At 71.9% G+C, this 22,983-nt stretch carries 24 protein-coding genes and 1 pseudogene; 12 read left to right on the top strand and 13 right to left on the bottom strand.

Annotation, left to right across the window (positions count from 1 at the left end; translation table 11 throughout):
- Nucleotides 1-139 precede the first annotated feature (139 nt).
- Nucleotides 140-559 carry a hypothetical protein gene (locus OG295_RS21740; protein WP_371678380.1) on the top strand — a complete coding sequence of 140 codons (420 nt, stop codon included), beginning with the start codon at nucleotides 140-142 and terminating at the stop codon, nucleotides 557-559.
- Nucleotides 556-912: a DUF488 domain-containing protein gene (locus OG295_RS21735; protein ID WP_371678379.1), complete on the top strand. Its 357-nt coding sequence runs from the start codon at nucleotides 556-558 to the stop codon at nucleotides 910-912. Before OG295_RS21740 ends, OG295_RS21735 begins: the two co-directional genes overlap by 4 nt.
- A gap of 68 nt (nucleotides 913-980) precedes the next feature.
- Here OG295_RS21735 and OG295_RS21730 read toward each other — a convergent pair whose 3' ends face one another.
- The 7 genes from OG295_RS21730 to clpS all read right to left on the bottom strand — a co-directional run bounded on the left by OG295_RS21730 (nucleotide 981) and on the right by clpS (nucleotide 5,722).
- The gene (locus OG295_RS21730) at nucleotides 981-1,931 is read right to left on the bottom strand and encodes a PLP-dependent cysteine synthase family protein (RefSeq protein ID WP_249766215.1); all 951 of its coding nucleotides are present in this window, start codon (nucleotides 1,929-1,931) and stop codon (nucleotides 981-983) included.
- Nucleotides 1,931-2,209 carry a MoaD/ThiS family protein gene (locus tag OG295_RS21725; protein WP_356217617.1) on the bottom strand — a complete coding sequence of 93 codons (279 nt, stop codon included), beginning with the start codon at nucleotides 2,207-2,209 and terminating at the stop codon, nucleotides 1,931-1,933. The genes OG295_RS21730 and OG295_RS21725 overlap by 1 nt, the downstream gene beginning before the upstream one ends.
- Before the next feature lie 83 nt (nucleotides 2,210-2,292).
- The gene (locus OG295_RS21720; protein ID WP_311736929.1) at nucleotides 2,293-2,400 is read right to left on the bottom strand and encodes a putative leader peptide; all 108 of its coding nucleotides are present in this window, start codon (nucleotides 2,398-2,400) and stop codon (nucleotides 2,293-2,295) included.
- A gap of 77 nt (nucleotides 2,401-2,477) precedes the next feature.
- Nucleotides 2,478-2,900: a Mov34/MPN/PAD-1 family protein gene (locus OG295_RS21715; RefSeq protein ID WP_371678378.1), complete on the bottom strand. Its 423-nt coding sequence runs from the start codon at nucleotides 2,898-2,900 to the stop codon at nucleotides 2,478-2,480.
- Between the two features lie 136 nt (nucleotides 2,901-3,036).
- The gene (locus OG295_RS21710; protein WP_371678377.1) at nucleotides 3,037-4,491 is read right to left on the bottom strand and encodes an amino acid permease; all 1,455 of its coding nucleotides are present in this window, start codon (nucleotides 4,489-4,491) and stop codon (nucleotides 3,037-3,039) included.
- Nucleotides 4,492-4,808: 317 nt separating this feature from the next.
- Nucleotides 4,809-5,408: a DUF2017 domain-containing protein gene (locus OG295_RS21705; RefSeq protein WP_371678376.1), complete on the bottom strand. Its 600-nt coding sequence runs from the start codon at nucleotides 5,406-5,408 to the stop codon at nucleotides 4,809-4,811.
- Nucleotides 5,408-5,722 carry an ATP-dependent Clp protease adapter ClpS gene (clpS, locus tag OG295_RS21700; protein ID WP_266839278.1) on the bottom strand — a complete coding sequence of 105 codons (315 nt, stop codon included), beginning with the start codon at nucleotides 5,720-5,722 and terminating at the stop codon, nucleotides 5,408-5,410. The genes OG295_RS21705 and clpS overlap by 1 nt, the downstream gene beginning before the upstream one ends.
- A gap of 81 nt (nucleotides 5,723-5,803) precedes the next feature.
- Between clpS and OG295_RS21695 the strand changes: the two genes are divergently transcribed.
- Together OG295_RS21695 and OG295_RS21690 are read left to right on the top strand one after the other, a co-directional pair.
- Nucleotides 5,804-7,132, top strand: a complete 1,329-nt coding sequence (locus tag OG295_RS21695) for a nicotinate phosphoribosyltransferase (RefSeq protein WP_371678375.1) — start codon at nucleotides 5,804-5,806, stop codon at nucleotides 7,130-7,132.
- A 103-nt stretch (nucleotides 7,133-7,235) separates the two neighbouring features.
- A complete protein-coding gene (locus OG295_RS21690) occupies nucleotides 7,236-7,835 on the top strand; it encodes an isochorismatase family protein (RefSeq protein ID WP_371678374.1) in 600 nt (199 codons plus the stop codon).
- Nucleotides 7,836-7,929: 94 nt separating this feature from the next.
- Here OG295_RS21690 and OG295_RS21685 read toward each other — a convergent pair whose 3' ends face one another.
- Both OG295_RS21685 and OG295_RS21680 read right to left on the bottom strand, forming a co-directional pair.
- Entirely contained in the window at nucleotides 7,930-8,235 is a 306-nt protein-coding gene (locus OG295_RS21685; protein ID WP_266839281.1) for a hypothetical protein, read from the bottom strand.
- Nucleotides 8,236-8,347: 112 nt separating this feature from the next.
- Nucleotides 8,348-10,705, bottom strand: a complete 2,358-nt coding sequence (locus tag OG295_RS21680) for an immune inhibitor A domain-containing protein (protein ID WP_371681261.1) — start codon at nucleotides 10,703-10,705, stop codon at nucleotides 8,348-8,350.
- A gap of 448 nt (nucleotides 10,706-11,153) precedes the next feature.
- Here OG295_RS21680 and OG295_RS21675 point away from each other — a divergent pair, with 448 nt between their 5' ends.
- Nucleotides 11,154-11,444, top strand: coding sequence for a hypothetical protein (locus OG295_RS21675; protein WP_371678373.1), 291 nt, complete (start codon nucleotides 11,154-11,156; stop codon nucleotides 11,442-11,444).
- Between the two features lie 94 nt (nucleotides 11,445-11,538).
- Here OG295_RS21675 and OG295_RS21670 read toward each other — a convergent pair whose 3' ends face one another.
- Nucleotides 11,539-12,264: an RDD family protein gene (locus OG295_RS21670; protein ID WP_371678372.1), complete on the bottom strand. Its 726-nt coding sequence runs from the start codon at nucleotides 12,262-12,264 to the stop codon at nucleotides 11,539-11,541.
- 99 nt (nucleotides 12,265-12,363) lie between these two features.
- Nucleotides 12,364-13,953 (bottom strand): RDD family protein, encoded by a 1,590-nt coding sequence (locus tag OG295_RS21665; RefSeq protein WP_371678371.1) that lies wholly within the window; start codon nucleotides 13,951-13,953, stop codon nucleotides 12,364-12,366.
- A gap of 278 nt (nucleotides 13,954-14,231) precedes the next feature.
- Between OG295_RS21665 and OG295_RS21660 the strand changes: the two genes are divergently transcribed.
- Nucleotides 14,232-14,711, top strand: a complete 480-nt coding sequence (locus OG295_RS21660) for an SsgA family sporulation/cell division regulator (RefSeq protein WP_371678370.1) — start codon at nucleotides 14,232-14,234, stop codon at nucleotides 14,709-14,711.
- Between the two features lie 95 nt (nucleotides 14,712-14,806).
- Here OG295_RS21660 and OG295_RS21655 read toward each other — a convergent pair whose 3' ends face one another.
- Entirely contained in the window at nucleotides 14,807-16,276 is a 1,470-nt protein-coding gene (locus OG295_RS21655) for an FAD-binding oxidoreductase (protein WP_371678369.1), read from the bottom strand.
- A 9-nt stretch (nucleotides 16,277-16,285) separates the two neighbouring features.
- On the opposite strand from OG295_RS21655, the gene OG295_RS21650 reads away from it, so the two are divergent.
- Entirely contained in the window at nucleotides 16,286-17,881 is a 1,596-nt protein-coding gene (locus tag OG295_RS21650) for a hypothetical protein (protein WP_371678368.1), read from the top strand.
- Between the two features lie 152 nt (nucleotides 17,882-18,033).
- Here the strand turns inward: OG295_RS21650 and hppD are convergent, their stop codons facing one another.
- Entirely contained in the window at nucleotides 18,034-19,188 is a 1,155-nt protein-coding gene (hppD, locus tag OG295_RS21645) for a 4-hydroxyphenylpyruvate dioxygenase (protein ID WP_371678367.1), read from the bottom strand.
- Nucleotides 19,189-19,317: 129 nt separating this feature from the next.
- Here hppD and OG295_RS21640 point away from each other — a divergent pair, with 129 nt between their 5' ends.
- The 5 genes and pseudogenes from OG295_RS21640 to OG295_RS21620 all read left to right on the top strand — a co-directional run.
- Nucleotides 19,318-19,788, top strand: coding sequence for an Lrp/AsnC family transcriptional regulator (locus OG295_RS21640; RefSeq protein ID WP_371678366.1), 471 nt, complete (start codon nucleotides 19,318-19,320; stop codon nucleotides 19,786-19,788).
- A 76-nt stretch (nucleotides 19,789-19,864) separates the two neighbouring features.
- On the top strand, nucleotides 19,865-20,476 hold the full coding sequence (locus tag OG295_RS21635) for an ArsR/SmtB family transcription factor (RefSeq protein WP_371678365.1): 612 nt from the start codon (nucleotides 19,865-19,867) through the stop codon (nucleotides 20,474-20,476).
- 56 nt (nucleotides 20,477-20,532) lie between these two features.
- Entirely contained in the window at nucleotides 20,533-20,775 is a 243-nt protein-coding gene (locus OG295_RS21630; protein ID WP_371678364.1) for a hypothetical protein, read from the top strand.
- Nucleotides 20,772-22,055: an MFS transporter gene (locus OG295_RS21625; protein ID WP_371678363.1), complete on the top strand. Its 1,284-nt coding sequence runs from the start codon at nucleotides 20,772-20,774 to the stop codon at nucleotides 22,053-22,055. Before OG295_RS21630 ends, OG295_RS21625 begins: the two co-directional genes overlap by 4 nt.
- Before the next feature lie 97 nt (nucleotides 22,056-22,152).
- Nucleotides 22,153-22,413, top strand: a pseudogene (locus tag OG295_RS21620) (site-specific integrase); the annotation flags it as partial.
- Nucleotides 22,414-22,983 lie beyond the last annotated feature (570 nt).

Here is a 22,983-nt window from a genome sequence, read left to right as displayed (position 1 = left end):
AGCGTAAGGCGCGAAACCTCCGGTCGCTCCTCCGCGGCAGGCCGTTGTGGGGGGAATCACCTGCGCTGTCACCCAGGGGAGCGACAGGGGGGACGGGCGTTGCCGCGCCGGGGCCCCCGGGCGCGGCTACGGTCGGAATATGGACACGTCCTGGTGGCCCGCCGTGCTTGCGGCGGTCGCCGTGGCGGTGGTGGTGCTGATCCCACGGCGGGCGCGGCCGGTCCGCCGGGCCCCGGGCGGCCCCCACGGGCCGGGGCCGCCGCCCTCCGTGCGGGCCGGTGAGCTGTGGTGTCTGGCCGACGGCCGGCCGTGCCTGGTGCTGGCGGTGCGCCGGCACGGGGAACGGGCGCGGGTCGCGTGGATCACCGGGAAGTACGACGACCGGCGCCCCGGGGTGATCCCGCTGCCGCCCGGGGTCGTGGGCTCCCAGGGGCGCGTCTCCTTCCTGGAGGCGGACCGGCCGGAGGAGGTGTCGCTGTGGGAGTTCGGGACGCGGACGGGGACGGTGGACCCGGTGGTGTGGGACGAGGCCAAGGGGCTGGGGGGCGGAGCGGGGTGATCCGGCTGCGGCGCGTCTACGATCCCCCCGAGCCGGGGACGGACGGGGTGCGGGTGCTGGTGGACCGGCTGTGGCCGCGGGGGCTGTCGAAGGCGGCGGCCGCGGTGGACGAGTGGCCGCGGGCGCTGGCGCCGTCGACGGAGCTGCGGAAGTGGTTCCACGGGGGTGGTTCCGCCGCGGAGTTCCGGCGGCGCTACGAGGCGGAGCTGGCGGAGCCCGAGGCGGTGGCGGAGCTGGAGCGGCTGCGGGAGGTGGCGGCGTCGGGGACGGTGACCCTGCTGACCGCGGTCCGCGACCCGGCCGCCGCCCACGCCGCGGTCCTCGCGGAACTCCTGGGCCCCGGCCCCTCGTGACGCCCCGCCCGCGTGACGCCCCGCCCGCCCGGCCGGCCGCCGGGCGGGCGGGGCGTCACGCGGGGGGGTCAGGCCCAGAGCTGGCCGTGGAGGACCTCGATGGCCTCTTCCGTGGTGGCCGCCGTGTAGACGCCCGTCGACAGGTACTTCCAGCCGCCGTCGGCCACGACGAACACGATGTCCGCCGTCTCCCCCGCCGCCACCGCCTTGCGGCCGACGCCGATCGCCGCGTGCAGCGCCGCGCCCGTGGACACGCCCGCGAAGATGCCCTCCTCGCGGAGCAGGTCGCGGGTGCGGGTGACCGCGTCCGCGGAGCCGACCGAGTAGCGGGTCGTCAGGACCGAGGCGTCGTAGAGCTCCGGGACGAAGCCCTCGTCGAGGTTGCGCAGGCCGTAGACGAGGTCGTCGTAGCGCGGCTCGGCGGCGACGATCTTCACGCCCGGGACGTGCTCGCGCAGGTAGCGGCCGACGCCCATCAGGGTGCCGGTCGTACCGAGGCCCGCCACGAAGTGGGTGATGGAGGGCAGGTCGGCGAGGATCTCGGGGCCCGTCGTCGCGTAGTGGGCGCCCGCGTTGTCCGGGTTGCCGTACTGGTAGAGCATCACCCAGTCGGGGTGCTCGGCCGCCAGTTCCTTGGCCACCCGCACGGCGGTGTTGGAGCCGCCCGCCGCCGGCGACGAGATGATCTCGGCTCCCCACATCGCGAGAAGGTCCCGGCGCTCCTGCGAGGTGTTCTCCGGCATGACGCACACGATCCGGTAGCCCTTGAGCTTCGCGGCCATGGCGAGCGAGATGCCCGTGTTGCCGGAGGTGGGTTCCAGGATGGTGCAGCCGGGGAAGAGGCGGCCGTCCTTCTCCGCCTGCTCGACCATGTGGAGCGCGGGGCGGTCCTTGATCGAGCCGGTCGGGTTGCGGTCCTCCAGCTTGGCCCAGATGCGGACGTCCGCCGAGGGCGACAGTCGCGGCAGCCGGACCAGCGGGGTGTTGCCGACCGCCGCGAGCGGGGAGTCGTAGCGCATTACTTCGAGCCGCCGGCCACGGCCGGGAGGATGGTGACGCTGTCGCCGTCCTTGAGGGCGGTGGAGATGCCGTCGAGGAAGCGGACGTCCTCGTCGTTGAGGTAGACGTTCACGAAGCGGCGCAGCTGGCCGCCGTCGACGATGCGCTCCTCGATGCCCTTGTGGCGGGTTTCCAGGTCGGCGAGCAGGTCGGCGAGGGTCGCGCCTTCACCGTTCACGGCCTTCTCGCCGTCGGTGTAGGTGCGGAGGATGGTGGGGATGCGGACCTCGATGGCCATGGCAGCAGGCTCCAGTGTCGGGAGGGCGTGAAGGGAAGTGCGGGCGCGCGGCTCTTGCGGCCCCGCGCGGGGGCCGGGGGTGCTCAGGCGGCAGGACAGATGGCGCTGGCGAGGCGGCACAGGTCGACGTGCAGCCGCGCCACGAGCAGCAGCCTGCCGGGCGTCTCGATGCTCACGTCGTGGGAAACCATGCGGTCATGTTAACGATTCCCGGTCCCCCGTTTGGAGTGTGATCCCGCATCGTGGACCACATCCGCTCGCATACTGGTCAGTAGCCCTCGACGACCTGCACTTCTTCCTCTGTGATCTCTCCGTCGACGATCCGGTAGGACCGGAACTGGAACTCCCCGAGGCCGTCCTGGTCGGCCGTGGAGACCAGGACGTAGTGCGCCCCGGGCTCGTTCGCGTACGTGATGTCGGTGCGCGAGGGGTAGGCCTCGGTCGCGGTGTGGGAGTGGTAGACGATCACCGGCTCCTCGTCGCGGTCGTCCAGTTCGCGGTAGAGCTTCAGCAGGTCCTTCGAGTCGAACTCGTAGAACGTGGGCGAGCGGGCCGCGTTGAGCATGGGGACGAACCGCTCGGGGCGCCCGGTGCCCTCCGGGCCGGCCACGATGCCGCACGCCTCGTCGGGGTGGTCCTTGCGGGCGTGCTCGACGATCCGGTCGTACAGGTCCTGGGTGAGGGTCAGCATGAGCGACAGGATAAGCAGACGGGCCCTCCCGTACCGAGGAGCGGTACGGGAGGGCCCGAATGATGGACACGAGGCTTCCGGGGCGTGCTTCCCGGCCGTGGCAGGCGGCCGGGACCCACGGTCCGGGGGGCGGCGATCAGGCCGACTGCGAGGCCTTCTCGACCTTGTTGAAGGCCGCGCCGGTGGGGTTGCGCTTCTTGAGGACGAGGTAGGAGACACCGAGGATCAGGCCCCACAGCGGCGCGCAGTACAGCGAGACGCGGGCGTCCTTGTCGACGCCCATCATCACGATGACCATGCCGATGAACAGCAGGGCGAACCAGCTGGTCCAGGGGGCGCCGGGGGCGCGGAAGGGGGACTGCGGCAGCTCGCCGCGGTCGGCCTTGGCGCGGTAGCGGATCTGGCAGACCAGGATCATGATCCAGGCCCACATGCCGGAGATGGTGGCGAAGGAGACGACGTAGTCGAAGGCCTTGCCCGGGGCGACGTAGTTGATCCAGACGCCCACCAGCATCAGCGCGGCGGAGAAGGTGGTGCCGACGAGCGGGGTGCCGCTCTTGGTGAGCTTGGTGAAGAACTTCGGGCCCTGGCCGTTGAGCGCGAGGTCGCGCAGCATGCGGCCGGTGGAGTACATGCCCGAGTTGCAGGAGGACAGCGCGGCGGTCAGCACGACGAAGTTGACGATCGCGGCGCCGACGCCCAGGCCCATCTTCTCGAAGGCCAGCACGAACGGGCTCTCGCCCGCCTTGAAGTTCGACCACGGGATGACCGACATGATCATGATGAGGGCGCCGACGTAGAAGACGGCGATGCGCCACGGCACGGTGTTGATGGCCTTGGGCAGGGTCTTCTCGGGGTCCTTGGACTCGCCGGCGGTGACGCCGACCAGCTCGACCGCGAGGAAGGCGAACATCACGATCTGCAGGGTCATCAGCGTCTCGCCGATGCCGTTGGGGAAGAAGCCGCCGTTGTTCCACAGGTTGGAGACGGAGGCGGTGTCGGCGGCGTCGGAGAAGCCGATGGTGAGGATTCCGGCGCAGATCAGGATCATGCCGACGATGGCGGTGACCTTGACCATGGAGAACCAGAACTCCAGCTCACCGAAGAGCTTCACGGAGATCAGGTTGGCCAGGTAGAGGATGACCGTGAAGATCAGCGCGTAGGCCCACTGCGGGAAGCTGTCGTGGGTCCAGTACGACATGTACTTGGCCGCGGCGGTGACCTCGACGATGCCGGTGACCACCCAGAAGAGCCAGTACGTCCAGCCGGTCGCGTACCCCCAGAACGGGCCCAGGAACTCGCGGGCGTAGTCCGAGAAGGAACCGGACACGGGGCGGTACATGAGCAGCTCGCCCAGCGCCCGCATGATGAAGAAGATGACCAGACCCGCGATGGCGTAGGCCAGGATCAGGCTCGGGCCTGCCTTGGAGATCGCCTTGCCGGCGCCCATGAACAGGCCGGTGCCGATGGCTCCGCCGATGGCGATCATCTGGATCTGGCGGGCTCCGAGCGCGCGGTGGTACCCCTCGCCCTCGCCCTGCGCGCCCTCGCCGGGCGTCCTGTCGTGCTGCTCGACCTGCACAGAGGTCATGTCTGGTGCGCCTTTCTCCACGCCGACCCGCGCCTTCACTGGCTGCGGATCGGGTCCTCGATCCCCCCGGATACGGATGGAGTTGCACGCCGGCGGTCAGCCGGTTCAAGCAGGCCGGGGGGCATGGATGGCGCCCCGTCGGCGGTCGTGAAGATTTATCACGTGCTTACGGGTGGCCGAGGAACCGGAATGTGACGCACGACATAGATAAATCCGGACATAGAGCATGGAACAGATCAGATCACCACATGGTGGTGATCTGATCGTTATCCGGATTTGAGCGTCCGCTGAGCGAACCTCACGTGACCGATGCGCGGCTAAAGGGTCTCGATGAGCGTTTCCTGCAGGCCGCCGAGCCAGAGGTAGGCCATCACCATCGGCTTGCGCGGATCGTCGTCCGGAAGGCGGAAGAGCACCGCGCTCTCGTCGTCCTCGGTGATGTCCAGGCGCGCCGCGATGGTCAGCCGCAGGTCGTTGAGGGCCCCGAGCCAGCGCAGCGGCAGCTCGTCGGTCAGCTCCAGCAGCGCCGCCCCCTCGCCGTCCGGGGAGAGCCCGTCGAGGCTGCGGACGACGGCCAGCGCGTCCTCCCGCTTGCGGGTGCGCAGGTCGTTCTCGGTGAAGCGGCGGAACTCCGCCGAGCGCGCCCGCAGCTCCTCCTCGCCCTGCCCCTCGGCCGCGCCGGGGCCCCCGTAGGCGTCGGGGAAGAGCCGGGCCAGTGCCGGGTCGGAGGGGGGTTCGGTGGGGCCGTCGGAGGCGAAGAGCACGGCCAGCGGGTCGGCGTCCGCCGCGGGCTCCGGCTCTCCGGGGCCGATCAGCTCCAGCAGCTGCACGGCGAGGGAGCGCAGGATCGAGATCTCGATCCCGTCCAGGGCCACGACGGCGCCGCCGCCCTCGCGGGTCTCGAACACGCCGCCCATCAGAAGCGGTCCTGCGAGAGGGTCGCCCAGAGCCCGTAGCCGTGCATGGCCTGCACGTCCCGTTCCATCTCCTCGCGGCTGCCGCTGGACACGACCGCCCGGCCCTTGTGGTGGACGTCGAGCATCAGCCTGGTCGCCTTGTCCTTGGGGTAGCCGAAGTACGCCTGGAACACGTACGTCACGTAGCTCATGAGGTTGACCGGGTCGTTGTGCACCAGGGTCACCCACGGGACGTCGGGTTCGGGGACCGCGAAGGTCTCTTCGGCCGCTTCGGTGCGTTCGATCTCAATGGGAGCAACACTCACTTGTCCCATGCTGCCACTGTGGAGGGCCCGTCGCACAAACGGGCCCCTACATCTCGTCACTTTGACGAGATGTGCGCTAGCATCCGTGACATGAACCCTGCGGACCTGGGCCTGCCGGTGGACGTGCCGTCGACAGCGCTCTTCACGGACCATTACGAGCTCACGATGCTGCAGGCCGCCCTGGCCAACGGCACCGCCGACCGGCGCTCGGTCTTCGAGGTCTTCACCCGGCGGCTGCCCGAGGGCCGGCGCTACGGAGTCGTCGCCGGCACCGGGCGCGTGCTGGACGCCGTCGAGAACTTCCGCTTCGACGGCGCGGTGCTGGAGTTCCTGCGGGAACGGGCCGTCGTCGACATGCGGACGCTGGACTGGCTGGCCTCGTACCGCTTCTCGGGTGACATCTGGGGCTACCCGGAGGGGGAGGTCTACTTCCCCGGATCGCCGCTCCTGCGGGTCGAGGGCAGCTTCGCCGAGTGCGTGCTGCTGGAGACCGTGATCCTGTCGATCCTCAACCACGACTCCGCCATCGCGGCCGCCGCCTCCCGGATGGCCTCCGCCGCCGGCGGGCGGCCGCTGATCGAGATGGGCGCACGGCGCACCCACGAGCTGGCCGCCGTCGCCTCGGCGCGGGCGGCGTACGTGGGCGGCTTCGCCTCCACCTCCGACCTGGCGGCCGGCTTCCGGTACGGGATCCCGACGGTCGGCACCAGCGCGCACGCCTTCACCCTCGTGCACGACAGCGAGCGGGACGCGTTCACCGCCCAGGTGGCCTCGCTGGGCCGGGGCACCACCCTGCTGGTGGACACCTACGACGTGGCCGAGGCCGTCCGCACCGCCGTGGAGGTGGCGGGCACCGGCCTGGGCGCCGTCCGGATCGACTCCGGCGACCTGCTGCTGGTCGCGCACCGGGTGCGCCAGCAGCTGGACGAGCTCGGCGCGGTGAACACGCGGATCGTGGTCACCTCGGACCTGGACGAGTACGCCATCGCCTCGCTGGCGGCGGCGCCGGTGGACGCGTACGGGGTCGGCACCCAGCTGGTGACGGGCAGCGGGCACCCGACGTGCTCGATGGTCTACAAGCTGGTCGCCAGGGCGGTCTCCGCCGACCCGAAGGCCGCCCTGGCCCCGGTGGCGAAGAAGTCCTCCGGCGGCAAGACCTCCATCGGCGGGCGCAAGTGGGCCGCGCGCCGGGTGGACGCGGACGGGATCGCCGAGGCCGAGGTCGTCGGCACCGGCCCGGTGCCGGCCGCCCTGGCCGACCACCAGCTGCTGACCCAGCTCGTCAAGGCGGGCGAGGTGGTCGCCCGCGAGCCCCTGGAGGCCGCCCGCGACCGCCACCTGGCGGCCCGCGCCGCACTGCCCCTCTCGGCGACGCAGCTCTCCCGCGGCGAGGCCGTGATCCCGACGGAGTACCTCTGAGCCGCCGGACGGAGCGGGCGGGGGCCCGTTTCGGGTAGGGGCGGGGCGGGGCAAGAGCCCCCGCAGGGCCCGCCGCACACCAACCAGCCGAAAGGCACGTGACATGCACCGCGCACTGATCGTCGTCGACGTACAGAACGACTTCTGCGAGGGCGGCAGCCTCGCCGTCACCGGCGGGGCCGACGTCGCCGCCGCGATCACCGAGCTGATCGGGCAGAGCACCGCCGGCTACCGGCACGTGGTCGCCACCCGGGACCACCACGTCGACCCCGGTCCGCACTTCGCGCGCCCCCCGGCCGAGCCCGACTTCGAGACCTCCTGGCCGGTGCACTGCGTCGCCGGGACCGAGGGCGTCGGCTTCCACCCGAACTTCGCCCCGGCCGTCGCCTCCGGCGCGGTCGCCGCCGTCTTCGACAAGGGCGCCCACGAGGCCGCGTACAGCGGTTTCGAGGGGGCCGACGAGAACGGCGTGACGCTCGCGGACTGGCTCCGCGAGCGCATGGTGAGCGAGGTCGACGTGGTCGGCATCGCCACCGACCACTGCGTGAAGGCCACCGCCCTCGACGCGGCCCGTGCCGGGTTCGCCACCCGCGTCCTGCTGGACCTCACGGCCGCCGTGGCCCCCCACACCACCACCCGGGCGCTGGACGACCTGCGCACGGCGGGCGTGGCCCTCGTGGGCGACGCCCCGGGCCTTCGCTGACCCGGGGCCGCCGGGGCCCGGCAGGGGCCCGGCGAGGCCCCGGCAGGGCCCCCGGCGGCGGCCTCGGCCCTCCTGCGGCCCCGCGCGGCCGCGGCTAGGCGTTGCCCAGGAGGGCGCGGATCGGGTGCCAGAGCTCCGTGGCGCGGTCCGGTGCGCAGCGCCACAGCAGGCCGTCGGGGTGGTGGAGGACGGCCGTGACCTCGTCCGGGGTGGGCGGCTGGGCGTTGCCGCGCAGGTAGACGGCCCGCATGCCGAGGTTCCGCAGCCTGGTCAGGGCGCGGGCCCGGTTCGCGGCGTGCACCAGCACGCGGACGTTCCCGCCCTCTCCGGTCGGCCGCGGCAGCGTCAGCGCGACCACCACGCTGCCGCCCGGCAGTCTGACGAAACCTCCACCTGGCATGATCTTCAGCTCCCCCGTCAATAAGAAAACTCGCACCCGCATCTAAACGCGATCGGCCGCCGCCCGCTAGAGGGCGACGGCCGATCATGCTGTGACCTGCAGTTTTACCGAGTTACTTGGCGGCGGGGCCGACCTCGACCGTCATCTGGAGGCCGTCGTAGGTCTCCTTCGCGATCTTGATCTTGGTGTTGGTGTCAGTGACCTTCACCGAACCGGTCGGGTTCTCCTCGTACCAGTACTTGCCCTTGTGGTCGTCGAAGACCAGCTGGGCCGGCTTCGGCTTGACGAAGAGCGCCTCACCGTTCTTGTGCAGCGTGAACGCGTCCGTCGAGTAGGCGCTGAACGGGGCGTCGTACGGCTGGATCTTGTTCCGCAGCAGGGTGCCGTCCGACCACTTCATCGGCTTGGCGTTGGCGTCGATCGGCAGGATCAGACCGGAGCCCGGGTGCTGGCTGGTGTTGTTGTCCTTCTGGGAGGTGTCCCAGAGCCACAGCAGCAGGCCGTCCTGGTACGGGTAGTGCTCGACCCAGCCCGGCTTGGTGTTGGCGAAGCCGAAGTTGTACGGGCCGACCTTGAGGGTCGAGTCGTACGAGACGTAGCGGCGGTTCTCGGCCAGGTAGTACTGCGCGTACTCCTTGGTGAAGCCGGCGCCCTGGCGGGAGAAGCCCTTGGCGGTCCAGCCGTTGTCGCCGTTCTCGGCACCGTCGGCGAAGACGGTGGCGCCGTCCGCGGTCAGGTTGAGGGCGTCGGCGGCGAAGCCCTTGCCGCCCGCGCCGCCGTCCGTCTGGTAGCGGAAGCGGATGTCGACCTTCTTGCCCGCGTAGGCGTCGAGCGGGAAGTTCAGGGACTTCCAGGCGCCGGAGACACCGGTCAGCGACGGGCTGCCGGAGGCGTCGTTCGGGATGGCCGCACCGTCGGCGGTGCCGGCCACCGCGGTCCAGGTGGCGCCGCCGTCCGTGGACACCTCGGTGTAGAGGAAGTCGTAGTCCTGCTCGATGTCCCACCAGCCCTTGAGGGAAAGGGCGGCGGACTTCTTGCCCGTCAGGTCGACGGAGCGGGTGAGGGTGTTCTTCAGGTCGTCACCCATGTTGCTCCACCACTGCGAGGAACCCTCGGCGGGAGCGACGATGTCGGTCTTGACCTGCTTCTTCGGCAGCTCGACGAGCAGCGCCTGCTTGTCCTTGGTGTTGTACGCCGACACACCCAGCTTGTGGGTGGACTTCGTCGCGGCCTTGGCCTTGTCGAAGTTCAGCCAGCCCAGCTGCAGCTTGTCCCAGGCGGTCATGTCGCCGGGGACGTTGCCTATGGACTCCTTGCCGTCGCCGAGCCAGGAGCCGGCCGACATCAGGGACCAGAAGCCGACGGAGTTGTCGCCGCCGCCGGAGGTGTCGTAGAGGTCCGGCAGACCGAGGTCGTGGCCGTACTCGTGCGCGAAGACGCCGAGGCCGCCGTTCTCCGGCTGCATCGTGTAGTCGCCGACCCAGATGCCGGTGTCACCGATCTGGGTACCGCCGGCCTTGTTGTTCGCCGGGCCGGTCTTGCCGGCGTCGGTGCCGTACGCGTACCAGCGGTGCGCCCACAGCGCGTTGGTGCCCTGCACGCCGCCGCCGGCCGACTCGTCCTCGCCCGCGTGGACGATCTGGAAGTGGTCGATGTAGCCGTCGGGCTCGTTGAAGTTGCCGTCGCCGTCGTAGTCGTTGCGGTCCCACTGGTCGTACTGCGCCAGCGTGGCCTTGATCTCGGCGTCGGTCTTGCCGGCCTTCTTCTGGGCCTCCACCCACGCGTTGACGCCGTCCTTGACGGTGTCCCACACGTTGGAGCAGTTGGTCTGGCCGCAGTAGTTCGAGCCGTAACGGGCCTCGTTGTACGGGATCTTGACCCAGTCGGCGACCTGGCCGTCGACGGAGTAGCGGCCCGAGGAGGTCTTCTCGTAGTAGGTCTTCAGCGAGTCCTTGCCCTGGCCGGTACCGAAGTACAGGTCCTGGAAGTGCTGGCGGCTGTAGTCCTTCTGCCAGGCCGTGCTGTTGTTGTTCGCGCGGTCAGGCTGCGCGATCTGGTTGTGCAGCGGGCCGGGGGTGCCGCCGTACTTCGGCGCGGGCGGCTTCGGGCCGTCGGGGCCGTCCGGGTCGAACATGGTCGTGTTGTCGACCTGGTCGCCGAACTCGACGAGGATCGTGAAGATCTTGTCGGTCTTCTCGCGGCCGAGCTCGACGTACTTCTTGTCGTCGAGCTTGACGACCTTCGAGGCGCCGCGCTGCTCGACGTCCTTCTTGCCGCTCAGCACCTGCTCCAGGGCGGCCTTCTTCTGCTTCGCCTGCTGCTCGCTGAACGGCCCCTTGAGGTCGTGGTCGACGAGCTTGGCAGGAGCGGTCGGGTCCTGCCGGTCGGAAGCCGAGACGCCCGGGCCCTTGTCCTCGGCCTGGGCCGCGGTGACGGTGAAGAAGGTGGCGCTGGTCGCGCAGGCGGCCATGGTCACACCGATGGCCAGGGTGCGCAGGGTGCGTCGTCTGACGGAATTGCCGGTCACTTGATGTCGTTCCCCTCCCGCGGCCGCAACGTAGGTCGGAACGTCTCCATAGGAGCGGGGGGTTCCGCGCGGCGCGCGTCTCAAGTGACGACATTTGACCGGAGAGTCTAAAGAAAAGACAGACCTTGACTTCTTCCTTACAACTGCACTATGCGGTCAAGGAGTTCCGCTATTCGGACGTTCCGTCGCCAACGGGGGTCATCCAGGGCGAAGGGCGCTCCACGGAGGCCGGTGACGGCGCATCACGAGAGCCCGTGCGCCCCCCGTGCTGCGACACCGTGGGTAAGGTCACGCTTACTTCCGGTGCGGCTCGGGCATCCCGTCCTGGAGTCACTTGACGCGCGACCGGTCGAGCCGACTCCCCCTCCCCGCCTTGAGGACGGAACACGCCATGCCGCGTCCGACTGCCGCACAGCTCGCCTACGGGTCCGCCACCGTCATCGTGTCGACGATCGCCATGCTGCTGCTCTCGCAGACGAGCACGGGGCTCGGCGTCGCCGTCATCTCCGCGGCCGCGCTCGCCCTGGGGCTGCTGGTCGCCCTCACCGTGCCGCAGCCGCGCCGGCGCGGCCGGCACGCCGCCGGGCGGACGGGGCAGGCGGCCGCCACCGCCACCGCCCCGGACGCCCACCGGGTGCCCGAACCGCGAACGGCCCCCGCCGAGCACCCCGTCCACCTCTGAGCGGGAACACCGGAGCGGGCGGCCACCCCCGGAGGGACGGCCGCCCGCGCGGACCCGTGCGCGTACGCGTAGGCGTACGCGTAGGCGTACTCGTCTAAGTCGTCTTGACCACCACGGTCTTGGCCACCTTGTCGTGCAGGCCCTGCCGGTACGGTTTGTCGACGAGCATCGACACGATCAGCGCGAGCGGCCACAGGCAGAAGCAGCACACCAGGGTCGGGATCCAGAGCACGGCGGCGCGGCCGAGCGAGGCGTTCGACGGGGGCACGCTGCCGTCGTTCAGCATCGCGACGCGCAGGCCCATGACCTTCTTGCCGACCGTTCGGCCGCTCTGCTTGGTGAGCCACCAGTCGTAGCCGACGTACGCGATGATCGAGACGAGCGTCCACACCAGGCCCGAGCCGTTGTACGACTTCGTGATGACCTCGCTGACGTCCTCCCCCCTGTCCGTGTCGACCATGTACCGGTTCCTGCCGAACGCCAGCTGGATGAGGAACAGCGGCACCCCGACGATGAACACGTCGATGATGCGCGCCGTGAGCCGCCTGCCGAAGTCGGCGAGCGGGGGCATCCCGGCGAGCGGATCGGGCATGCCGTAGCCGCCTCCCCCGCCGTACGGGTCGCCTCCGCCGCCGTACGGGGGCGGAGGCGGGGGGTACCCGCCGCCGGGGGGCGGGGGCGGCGGGGGCGGGCTGCCGCCGCCGGGGGGCGGAGGCGGTGAGCCGTACGGCGAACCGCCCGACGGAGGCGTCGGTTCCTGGGGCTTCTTGAGGAACGGGTCGTCCTCGGGCGGCTGGCCCGGCGGCTGGTCGGTACTCATGGCCCGAGTCGAACCCGGGTCCGCGGGGTCCGCAACGGGACCGCGTCCGTTCGGAGTACCGCCCCCGGCGCCGGGCCCGGCACGGCCCCGCCGCGGCGCTCACCGGGCCACGTACGTCCCGGCGGCCCGGTCGTGCCAGGCCCGGCGGCGGGGGCGGTCCACCAGGCACCACAGGCTCCCCGGCAGGCCGAGCAGGGCGTACACCAGCCAGCGCCGCAGGGCCGCCCCGAAGGCCGGCGGGCGCAGGGTGGCGGTGGCCAGCACGCGGACCCCGAACAGCTTCTTGCCCGGGGTGCGACCCCAGCGTGCGGTGGGCAGGGCCTCGTAGAACACCCCGAAGACGAGGACGGCCGCCAGGACCAGACCCAGGTAGCCGGTGATGGTGCCGTCGAGCAGCCACACCGTGGTGGTGCGCCCGCTCGCCCGCGCCTCCTCGACCTTGACCTGTACGTGGGCCGTCACCTCCGGTACGAGGGGCAGCGCGACGGCCGTCGCGACCCCGGCGAGGACGAGGGAGTCCACGGCGCGGGCCAGGGTCCGGCGGACCAGCCCGGCGGGACGTACGGCGCGCTCGGCCATCTCCTCGAAGACGGCCCGGGTCGCCTCCGCGGGAGGGACGGGGGCGGCGGCGGGGGCGGCGCTCTCCGCGCCACGGGGCTGGAACCCCGAGGGAGCCGCGGGTTCCGTGGCACGCGGCGCGGGCGGCGGCGCGGACCGCGACGGGGACTCGGCCGCCGCCTCGCGCGCCTCCGGGCGGGGCCGGACGGGGGCCGGGCGGGCGGGCGCCGGAGCGCTCACGGGGCTCCGGCCGGCATCCCGCGGCTCGAACGCCGAGGGGGCCGGCGGGGCCGAAGGGGCTGCCGTGGGGGACGGGGCCGAGGGGGCCGAGGGGGGCCACCCGCCGTACGGCTCGGCCTCGGACGGGGCCGGGTGGGGGTGGGCCGGATGGGCCGGGCCGCGTACCTCGGGTGACGCCACGGGCCGCGGCGCGCTCCGCGCCCGAGGAGCGGACGGGGCGGCCTCCGGCCAGCTGGAGGTGAGACCCGAGGCGCCGGCCCCCGGGGCGTCGGGCCAGGCCGGCGGGCGGGCCGAGAGGACGCCCCCGCTCTCCGCCGCGGCCTGCGCCGGAAGCTGCCGGGCGGGGGCGGAGGGAGCCGCGGGAGCCGCGGCGGGCGCGGGCCGGGCCAGGGAGATCCCCCCGGGCCGGTGCTCCGGTTCCGCCGGGCCGCCCCAGGAGACGCGCACGTCGCGGGGGCCGCCGAAGCCGGCCTGGTGGAGGGGGTCGGCCTGCCAGCCCGCCGGATCGCAATCCGGTCCCGGTCCGGGGACGGCTCCGGGACCCGCGCCGAGGCCGGGGCCGACGCCGGTCCGCGGCCCGGTCAGCGCCTCGGTCGCGGAGGTTTCGTCGAGGAACACCGGCCCCGTCTCGTCCACGGGAGCGGGTCCGGACACCGACGCGGAAGCGGACGCGGGAGCCGGCGCCGAGGCCGAGGCCGAGGCCGAGGCGAACGCCGCGGCAGGGGCGGGCGCCGCGGCGGGGGTGGGCGCCGGGGCGACGGAGGCGGCGGGGCGGCTCGTACCGGGGACCCAGGCAGCGCCGTTCCAGTACCGGACGTACCCGGGGATGGACGGATCGGGGTAGTAGCCCTCGCGGGCCGCGCGCTCGCCGTCACCAGGGGAGGCCGTCAATGTCCCCAACTCCGATCGTGGCTTGAGGATTGTGCAGGGGAGGACCCAAGGGGAGGACCATAGCCAAGAACCCCCTCCCGACAGGTCCGGTAACGGGAGATTCCAAGCCTTCGAGCGAACGTCACTCCACCCGATTGTTTTCGGTCAGCCGATAGATTTCGGCCAACCTCTCCTTCGGTGCCGAAAGTCGCGTCATACCCGGGCACACGGACGCTCTCTGCGGGTGTGGGGCAGTCCCGGCCCCGCGCCCGCAAGCGAAGCACCGAAGTGAGGCCGCCATGCACCACCCCGTCATCGAACGCGAACTGGAACTGAAGCTGGTCCTGTCCCCCGAGCGGAGCGTCCCCGTCCCCGCCAGGCTGCTGTACCTCACGGACGATCCGTTCGCCGTGCACGTCACCTTCCACACCGGCTCCAGCGCCCCGGTCAACTGGACCTTCGCGCGCGAGCTGCTCGTCGAGGGGGTGTTCCGTCCGTGCGGGCACGGAGACGTCCGGATCTGGCCCACGAAGATCGACAGCAGGGCGGTCCTGTGCATGGCGCTCAGCTCCCCCGACGGCGACGCCCTGCTGGAGGCCCCGGCCGGATCGGTGTCGGCATGGCTGGAGCGGACCCTGCGCGTGGTGCCGCCGGGGACCGAGGCGGACCGGCTCGGACTGGACGCGGCGCTGGCGGAGCTGCTGACCCCGACCCCGGCGGACGAGCTGTGGCTGCGCGACCCGTGGCCCTCGGACGAGTCGGCGGACGGTGACCTGTGATGCGTACGCCCGACGACCACACGCCTGACGACCTCACGTCCGACGACCGCGCCCCGCAGGCCCCGTCCCCGGCCCCCTTTTCCTCCCCCTCGCCTTCAGAAGAGCTTGCCGGGATTGAGCAGCCCGAGCGGGTCGAAGGCCCGCTTGACGTTGCGCTGCATCTCCAGGCCCACCGGCCCGAGTTCGCGGGCGAGCCACTCCTTCTTCAGCACCCCGACCCCGTGCTCGCCGGTGATCGTCCCGCCGAGTTCCAGACCCAGCGCCATGATGGCGTCGAAGGACTCCCGGGCCCGCCGCGCCTCGTCCTCGTCCGCGGGGTCGAAGCAGACCACCGGGTGGGTGTTGCCGTCGCCGGCGTGCGCGCAGACGCCGATGAGCAGCCCGTACTCCCGGGCCACGGCCTCCGTGCCGGCGAGCATCTCGGCGAGCCGCGACCGGGGTACGCAGACGTCGTCGATCATCGTCGCGGGCCTCAGCGCCTCCAGGGCGGTCAGGGACATCCGGCGGGCCTGGAGCAGGAGTTCCGACTCCGCCTCGTCCTCGGCGGGGACGACGGCGGTGGCGCCGGCGGCGGTGCACAGCCGGCCGACGGCCGCGAGACCGTCGGGCGCGTCCGGGGTGTCGAAGGCGGCCAGCAGCAGCGCCTCCGTGCTCTCGGGCAGGCCCATGCGGCCGAGGGCGTTGACGGCGCGGACGGTCGTCCGGTCCATCAGCTCCAGCAGCGAGGGCGCCAGCCCCGCCTCCATGACGGCGCAGACCGCTTCGCAGGCCGCCGCGGCGGAGGGGAACTCGGCGGCCAGCACCAGCTGCCGGGGCGGCGCCGGCCGCAGCGCCAGCACCGCCCGGACGACCACGCCGAGGCTGCCCTCGGAGCCCACGAAGAGCCGGGTCAGGTCATATCCGGCGACCCCCTTGGCGGTACGCCGGCCCGTGTGCAGCAGCCGGCCGTCGGCGAGGACCACGTCGAGGCCGAGCACGTACTCGGCGGTGACCCCGTACTTGACGCAGCACAGGCCGCCCGAGGCGGTGCCGATGTTGCCGCCGATGGTGCACTGCTCCCAGCTGGACGGGTCGGGCGGGTAGTACAGGCCCTGTTCGGCGACGGCCCGCGAGAGGACCGCGTTGACCACGCCCGGTTCGACGACGGCGATCCGGTCGACGGCGGAGATCTCCAGGATCCGGTCCATCTTCACGAGGGACAGCACGATGCAGCCGTCCGAGGCGTTGGCGGCGCCCGACAGGCCGGTACGGGCGCCCTGGGGGACGACCGGGACCCGTAGGGCGGTCGCGGTGCGCATCACGTGCCGCACCTGCTCGACGGTGCGGGGCAGGACCACGGCGGCGGGCGTGCCGGCGGCGCAGAAGCTCGCCATGTCCGTGGCGTAGGCGGCGGTGACCTGCGGATCCGTGAGGACGGCCTCGGGCGGGAGCCCCTCGCGCAGGCGCGCGACGAGCCGCTGCGCGGAGGGCCGCCCGGAGGAGTACGCGGCGGGCTCCTCGGAGAACTCCTCGGGGGACTGCTCGGGGGACCGTGCGGAAAGCCGTGCCGGCAGATCGTCATCCATGGGGCCAGCGTGACAGCCGGGGCCATCGGTGTGAACACGGCCGCGACCGGCTTCGGACACCTCGGCGAGCTCTTCATATTGACGCACAGTGAGCGCATGGACGGTTTCGACGAGCATTCGCAGCAGCCCGCGCCGCCCGTGACCTTCACCGGCCGCAAGACGGTGGTGGCGGCCGCGGTGGCGGTGGTCCTGATCGCCGGGGCCCTGCTGATCCGCCCGGCCCGCACGGGCGACGACGCCCGCCCGCCGGGGCCGAGCGAACGGGCCGCGTCGGCGGTGGGCGTGGGCGCCCCGGCGGCCGCGGTGGACCTGACGGCGCTGGTGGCGGACCGGGAGAAGTGGGTCGCCGCGCACGCCGACGACGACGCTTCGTGGGCGGTGCTCGGGTCCGCGTACCTCGAACAGGCGCGGCGGACGGCCGAATCGGACTGGTACCCGAAGGCGGAGAAGGCGCTCAAGCGGTCGCTGGAGACCCGGCCCGCGGAGAAGGGCAACTTCGACGCGATGACGGGCATGGGCGCCCTCGCCAACGCCCGCGCGGACTTCGGGACGGCGAAGAAGTGGGGCGAGCTCGTACGGGCCCAGGCGCCGCGGCGCTGGACGGCGTACCCGGTCCTCGTGGACGCGTACACGGGCCTCGGCGACTACAAGGCCGCCCAGAAGGCGCTGGAGCAGCTGTCGGAGCTCCGGGAGGGGCTGGCCGCGCACCTGAGGGCCGCCCAGGTCTACCGGGACCGCGGCTGGCGCGAGGACGCGGTGGTGTCCCTGGAGCACGCGGCGGGCGCGGCGAAGGCGCCGGCGGAGAAGGCGTACGTGCTGTACCGGCTCGGGGAGCTGGCCTTCGAGCGGGGTGACGCGGCGGAGGCGCTGCGCCAGCAGGAGGCCGCGCTGCGCACGGACCCGGCACGGGCGGAGGCCCTGGGCGGCCGGGCACGGGCACTGGCCGCGCTGGGCCGGGGCGGGGAGGCGGTCCGGGACTACCGGCTGGCGCTGGGCCGTACGCCGGAGCCGCGCCTGGCGCTGGCGCTGGGCGAGCTGCTGGACTCGCTGGGACGGCCGGAGGAGGCCCGGGTCCAGTACGAGGCCGTGTCGGTGCTGGCGGCGCGCCGCGAGGCGAACGGCGTCAACGAGGCGGTGGTCCTGGGCCTGTTCGAGGCCGACCACGGGGACGCGGGCGCCGCCGTACGCCGCCTGTCGGCGGAGTGGAAGCGGCACAAGAGCGTGCAGGTGGCCGATGCCCTGGGCTGGGCGCTGCACCGCGGCGGGGAGGACACGGCGGCCCTGGAGCACGCGAAGAAGGCCACCGAGCTGGGGGTGCGCAGTGCGGAGTTCTCCTACCACCGGGCGATGATCGAGCGGGGCCTGGGCGACGAGGCGGCGGCCCGCCGCCACCTGGAGGAGGCCCTGCGGACGAACCCGGGTTTCTCCCCCGTGCGCGGCCCCCTCGCGAAGGAAGCCCTCGCCACGATCGGCCAGCCCCCCTCGGGCGGCCCGGAGAACATGCAGCCCCGCACACCGTGGGTGGCCCCGGAGCTCCCGAAACCCAACCCCCCGAAGCCCAAACCGAAGCCGGCCTCACCGAAGCCGAGCCCGTCCTCCACCTGACCGGAGCCCTCCCCGGGGGCCGGGGCAGCCGGGGACGGCAGAAGGGTGGGGTGGGCCGGGGGATGCCGCTCCGCGCAGCGGCATCCCCCGGCCCGCCCCACCCCCGCCGGCGGCCGGCCCGCGCCCCGCCCGGGGACCCGGGCCCAGGCGACCTACAGGTTGCCCCGCTTCTCCTGCTCCCGCTCGATCGCCTCGAACAGGGCCTTGAAGTTGCCCTTGCCGAAGCCCATCGACCCGTGCCGCTCGATGATCTCGAAGAAGACCGTCGGACGGTCCTGCACCGGCTTCGTGAAGATCTGCAGCAGGTAGCCGTCCTCGTCACGGTCCGCCAGGATCTTCAGCTCGCGCAGCTCGTCGATCGGCACGCGCGTGTCGCCGACCCACTCGCCCAGCGTGTCGTAGTACGAGTCCGGCACGGACAGGAACTGGACGCCCGCCGCCCGCATCGTCCGCACGGTCGCCACGATGTCGTTCGACGCGAGGGCGATGTGCTGGACGCCGGGGCCGCCGTAGAACTCCAGGTACTCGTCGATCTGCGACTTCTTCTTCGCGATCGCCGGCTCGTTGATCGGGAACTTGACCTTCTTGGTGCCGTCCGCGACCACCTTCGACATCAGCGCCGAGTACTCGGTCGCGATGTCGTCGCCCACGAACTCCTTCATGTTCGTGAAGCCCATGACCTTGTTGTAGAACGCCACCCACTCGTTCATCCGGCCGAGCTCGACGTTGCCGACGCAGTGGTCGATGGCCTGGAAGGTCCGCTTCGCCGGCGGGGCGACGATCGGCTCGACGGCGACGTAGCCGGGCAGGTACGGGCCGTCGTAGTCGGTGCGCTCGACCAGCGTGTGGCGGGTCTGGCCGTAGGTGGCGATGGCGGCCAGCACCACGGTGCCGTTCTCGTCCTTGACCTCGTACGGCTCGTCCAGCCCGCGCGCGCCCTGCTCGACGGCGTACGCGTACGCGGCGCGGGCGTCGGGGACCTCGATGGCGAGGTCGATGACGCCGTCACCGTGCTCGGCGACGTGCTCGGCGATGAAGCGGCCGTGGTCGGTCGTCGGCTTGATGACCGAGGTGAGGACGAAGCGCGCGGAGCCGTTGGTGAGGACGTAGCTGGCGGTCTCGCGGCTGCCGTTCTCCGGTCCGGAGTAGGCGACGAGCTTCATGCCGAAGGCGGTGGAGTAGTAGTGCGCGGCCTGCTTGGCGTTGCCCACGGCGAAGACGACCGCGTCCATGCCCTTCACCGGGAAGGGGTCTGCCTCACGCGCGGTGTGCGGGGTGGTTTCGAGGTTCACCAGAGACTCAGTCATGAGCGCAGAGTCCCGCCCTTCCACAAGCTGCGCAATAGTTTCCCTTTCTCCTGTACAGAATGCCCAGCACCAGCGCATGATGACTGAGAGATCTGTGCAGTATGACCAGCCGAATGAGGGAAGGTTCCCATGGGCATCGACGAACTCGACGGCCGGCTCATCGTCCTGCTCGCGCGCGAACCGCGGATCGGGGTCCTGGAGGCCTCCCGGCGCCTGGGGGTGGCGCGCGGCACGGTGCAGGCACGGCTGGACCGGCTCCAGTCCAACGGGGTCATCCGCGGCTTCGGCCCGCAGGTCGACCCGGCGGCCCTGGGGTATCCGGTCACGGCGTTCGCCACGCTGGAGATCAAGCAGGGGCAGGGGGCGGACGTACGGACCCACCTGGCCGGCGTGCCGGAGGTACTGGAACTGCACACGACCACCGGGACCGTGGACATGCTGTGCCGGCTCGTGGCGCGCTCGAACGCCGACCTCCAGCGGGTGATCGACCGGGTCGTCGGCTTCGAGGGGATCGTGCGGGCGTCGACGGCGATCGTGATGGAGAACCCGGTGCCGCTGCGGATCATCCCGCTGGTGGAGCAGGCGGCGCACGAGGGCTGAGCCGTCCGGGGAGTTCCAAAGAAGACGTTGCAAAGAAACCCTTGCATAGGACTCTTTGCAACTCTACTGTTGAGCCATGCCCGAGAAGAACGCCGCATCCGGCGCCCCGCAGCCCGGCGGCGAAGAGCCCAACGTCCGGAAGCTCGACGCCCGCTCCCTGCGCGGCCTCGCCCACCCCCTGCGCATCCGGCTCCTCTCCTCCCTGCGCCGCAACGGCCCCGCCACCGCGTCGCAGCTGGCGGAGCAGCTCGGGGAGTCCAGCGGGGCCACGAGCTACCACCTGCGCCAGCTCGCCGCGCACGGGTTCGTCGAGGATGCCCCCGAGCACGGCAAGGGCCGCGAGCGCTGGTGGAAGGCCGCCCACGACGGCACGGCGTTCGACGAATCCCTGCTCCAGGACGAGGACCCGGCCACCCGCGGCGCGGCGGAGCTCTTCCTCCACGAGATCGCGAACATCCACGCCCAGGAGATGAACGCCTGGCTCGGCACCGCCGAGGGCTGGCCGCAGGAATGGCGGCGCGGCTCGGACATCAGCGACTTCACCCTGCGGCTGACGGCCGAGCAGGCAATCGAACTGATCCAGAAGATGCACGACCTGGTCAACGACTACCGCGACCTGCCGGAGTCGGAGGGCACCGAGAGCGTGCGCGTCCACACGCACGCCTTCCCGCGCCGCGAGGGCGCGTAGGCCCCGGGCCCGCCCCACTCCCTCCCGAGCGACACCACCACCGAAGGAGTCCTGCCATGCACGCCTTCCCGTACGCCGAGATACACGCCGAGATCCACGCCGCCCGCACCGCCGAACTCGCCGCCGAGGCCGCCGCCTGGCACCTCGCGCACGAGAGCGCCGCCCCCGCCCACTCCGCCCGCGCCACCCACGCCGTCCCGGCCCTGCGCAACCGGCTCGGCGAGGCCCTGATCAGTGCCGGACTGCGCCTGATGGAACCGGCCCACGTCCACGCCCGCGTCCGGCAGCACGCGGCATGAGCAGGCGCCCCCTCACCGCACTCCTGGCCGCCAACACCATCTCCATAGCCGGCAGTTCACTCACCCTGATCGGCGTCCCGTGGTTCGTGCTCCAGACCACGGGGAGCGCCGGCCGGGCCGGGGTCGTCGCCTTCTGCGCCACCCTGCCCGTGATCGTCGCCGCGCTCGTCGGCGGCCCGCTGATCGACCGGATCGGCCGCCGCCGCGTCTCCGCGGCCTCCGACCTCATCTGCGCGCTCGCGGTCGGCGCGATCCCGTTGCTCCACTACGCGGGCCTGCTGGAGTTCTGGATGCTGTGCGCGCTGATGGCCGTCAGCGGCCTCGTGCACACCCCGGGCCTGACCGCCCGCAACGTCCTGCTCCCCGCCCTCGCCGAGCACGCCGGCACCACCATCGGCCGGGCGTCCAGCCTCTACGACGCCGTCTCGCGCGGAGCCCGCATGCTCGGGGCCGCCACGGCCGGCCTGCTGATCACGTTCGTCGGCGCCGAGACCGTCCTGCTCCTGGACGCGGCCTCCTTCGCCGTCTCGGCACTGCTGATGACGGCGTTCGTGCGCGGGGTCGCCGCCGCCGACCCGCAACCCACCCCGGAGAAGGTGACGTTCGGCGCCTACCGGGCCGAGATGGCCGAGGGCTGGCGCTTCCTGACCCGCTCCCGGCTCCTGATGGGCGTCACCCTGATGGTGATGATGACCAACGGGCTGGACCAGGGCTGGAGTTCGGTCCTGCTGCCCGTGCACGGCCGCGAGGACCTCGGCAGCGCCGGCGCGGTCGGCCTGATGATCTCCCTGTTCGGCGGCTCCGCCCTGCTGGGCGCCCTGCTCTACGGGGCGTGGGGCGAGCGCTTCCCCCGCCGGGCGGTGTTCGCGGTGGCCTTCCTCCTCTGCGGCGCACCCCGCTACGTGACGGCCGCCCTCACCGACACCGCGCCACCGCTGGCGGTCGTCATGGCCCTCTCCGGCCTCGGGGCGGGCATGCTCAACCCCATCCTCGGCACGGTGATGTACGAGCTCGTCCCCGAGGAACTGCGCAGCCGCGTCTCCGGCGTGACCATGGCGGGCTGCGAGCTGGTGATGCCCCTCGGCGGCCTCGCGGCGGGCCTCCTGGTGGACGGCTCCGGCATCGCGCACGCCCTCCTGGCCTTCGGCGCCGTCTACTTCCTGACCACCCTGACCCCCCTCCTCTTCCCCGCCTGGCGCGGCCTCGACCGCACCCCGGCCCCCACCCTCAACAGGCCGGAACCTCGCCGCCCCGCTGCGGGGCGCTTGAGGCCCAGGTGACGCTCTCCTACGCCTTACCCGATGTAGGCCCAGGCTCGGGGAGGCGGGCGTCTCCCACGGAACCGAGCAACCCCACTTCCAGCCCTTCGTCCCAGCAGTCAGCCGGTACCTCATCCCCGGCCTCGGCAAGAAGAAACTCAGCAAGCTCACCGCCAAGGACGTCCGCACCCGGCTCAACTAGCTCCGCACGACCTGCCAGTGCTGCTCGCGCGGTATCTATGACCGGCATGATGAGCCCCGCTGCTGTGCCGCTGGCCGGTGCTGCCACAAGGTGCCCTCCCCACTGACGCTCACCTCCATCCACTCGGTACTCAAGTCTGCCCAGGAGCATGCCTTGCGTGAGGAAGAGATCCCGCGCATAGGTGACGTGGAACAGGCGGCCGATCAGCGTCTTCACGCAGGCCAGCGTTTACCGCTGATCCACCCAGCCGCGGGCCAGCGGGCGGCGTTCCAACTCCCCCTCAAGTCGGCCTACTTGCCGCTCGCTCAGCCTTGGCCGGCCCGATGATCCCTTCGAGTGGACCCGGCCTGGCCGCGCTCCCGCCATTGGGGGGCGGCGCCAGCGTTCCACCGACCGCTCGCTCACCCGCAGCGCGATCGCGATTCGCTGCTCTTCTCCCCGCCCTCGAAGCGGACCACAGCCTGCAGTCGGATCCGCTCCCGCGCAGCCCTCTCGGCGTCGGCCTCCGCCCTGCGCGTACCTCACAGCCCGGAGCTACCGGAAAGGCCCAGACACTGCCGGGCGAACAGCCCCGACATCACCCAATCAAGCTCAGCACTGCCGTCACCCCATACCAAAGCCCCGCCAGGACACACCTGACGGGACTTCGGGTTTGCAGACCTACACCGTCGCCAGAGACTCGAATTTCAGCGGGGCGGAAATTCGGAAAACACAAGGCACGGCCCATTTTCACCAACGAAGGCCATT

Origin of the sequence: Streptomyces sp. NBC_01276, assembly GCF_041435355.1 — a bacterium.
GTDB lineage: Bacteria > Actinomycetota > Actinomycetes > Streptomycetales > Streptomycetaceae > Streptomyces.
Note: the sequence above shows the minus strand (reverse complement) of the source record. Positions and strands in the feature narration are given on the sequence as shown.

Coding starts and splice junctions, on each gene's coding strand:
- OG295_RS21690 (WP_371678374.1), top strand. CDS start 7,236: ATGCACCGCGCACTGATCGTCGTCGACGTACAGAACGACTTCTGCGAG.
- OG295_RS21675 (WP_371678373.1), top strand. CDS start 11,154: ATGCCGCGTCCGACTGCCGCACAGCTCGCCTACGGGTCCGCCACCGTC.
- OG295_RS21630 (WP_371678364.1), top strand. CDS start 20,533: ATGCACGCCTTCCCGTACGCCGAGATACACGCCGAGATCCACGCCGCC.
- OG295_RS21740 (WP_371678380.1), top strand. CDS start 140: ATGGACACGTCCTGGTGGCCCGCCGTGCTTGCGGCGGTCGCCGTGGCG.
- OG295_RS21695 (WP_371678375.1), top strand. CDS start 5,804: ATGAACCCTGCGGACCTGGGCCTGCCGGTGGACGTGCCGTCGACAGCG.
- OG295_RS21640 (WP_371678366.1), top strand. CDS start 19,318: ATGGGCATCGACGAACTCGACGGCCGGCTCATCGTCCTGCTCGCGCGC.
- OG295_RS21685 (WP_266839281.1), bottom strand. CDS start 8,235: ATGCCAGGTGGAGGTTTCGTCAGACTGCCGGGCGGCAGCGTGGTGGTC.
- OG295_RS21730 (WP_249766215.1), bottom strand. CDS start 1,931: ATGCGCTACGACTCCCCGCTCGCGGCGGTCGGCAACACCCCGCTGGTC.
- OG295_RS21720 (WP_311736929.1), bottom strand. CDS start 2,400: ATGGTTTCCCACGACGTGAGCATCGAGACGCCCGGCAGGCTGCTGCTC.
- OG295_RS21710 (WP_371678377.1), bottom strand. CDS start 4,491: ATGACCTCTGTGCAGGTCGAGCAGCACGACAGGACGCCCGGCGAGGGC.
- clpS (WP_266839278.1), bottom strand. CDS start 5,722: ATGGGACAAGTGAGTGTTGCTCCCATTGAGATCGAACGCACCGAAGCG.
- OG295_RS21635 (WP_371678365.1), top strand. CDS start 19,865: ATGCCCGAGAAGAACGCCGCATCCGGCGCCCCGCAGCCCGGCGGCGAA.
- OG295_RS21670 (WP_371678372.1), bottom strand. CDS start 12,264: ATGAGTACCGACCAGCCGCCGGGCCAGCCGCCCGAGGACGACCCGTTC.
- OG295_RS21715 (WP_371678378.1), bottom strand. CDS start 2,900: ATGCTGACCCTCACCCAGGACCTGTACGACCGGATCGTCGAGCACGCC.
- OG295_RS21680 (WP_371681261.1), bottom strand. CDS start 10,705: ATGGCCGCCTGCGCGACCAGCGCCACCTTCTTCACCGTCACCGCGGCC.
- OG295_RS21660 (WP_371678370.1), top strand. CDS start 14,232: ATGCACCACCCCGTCATCGAACGCGAACTGGAACTGAAGCTGGTCCTG.
- hppD (WP_371678367.1), bottom strand. CDS start 19,188: ATGACTGAGTCTCTGGTGAACCTCGAAACCACCCCGCACACCGCGCGT.
- OG295_RS21725 (WP_356217617.1), bottom strand. CDS start 2,209: ATGGCCATCGAGGTCCGCATCCCCACCATCCTCCGCACCTACACCGAC.
- OG295_RS21655 (WP_371678369.1), bottom strand. CDS start 16,276: ATGGATGACGATCTGCCGGCACGGCTTTCCGCACGGTCCCCCGAGCAG.
- OG295_RS21705 (WP_371678376.1), bottom strand. CDS start 5,408: ATGGGCGGCGTGTTCGAGACCCGCGAGGGCGGCGGCGCCGTCGTGGCC.
- OG295_RS21625 (WP_371678363.1), top strand. CDS start 20,772: ATGAGCAGGCGCCCCCTCACCGCACTCCTGGCCGCCAACACCATCTCC.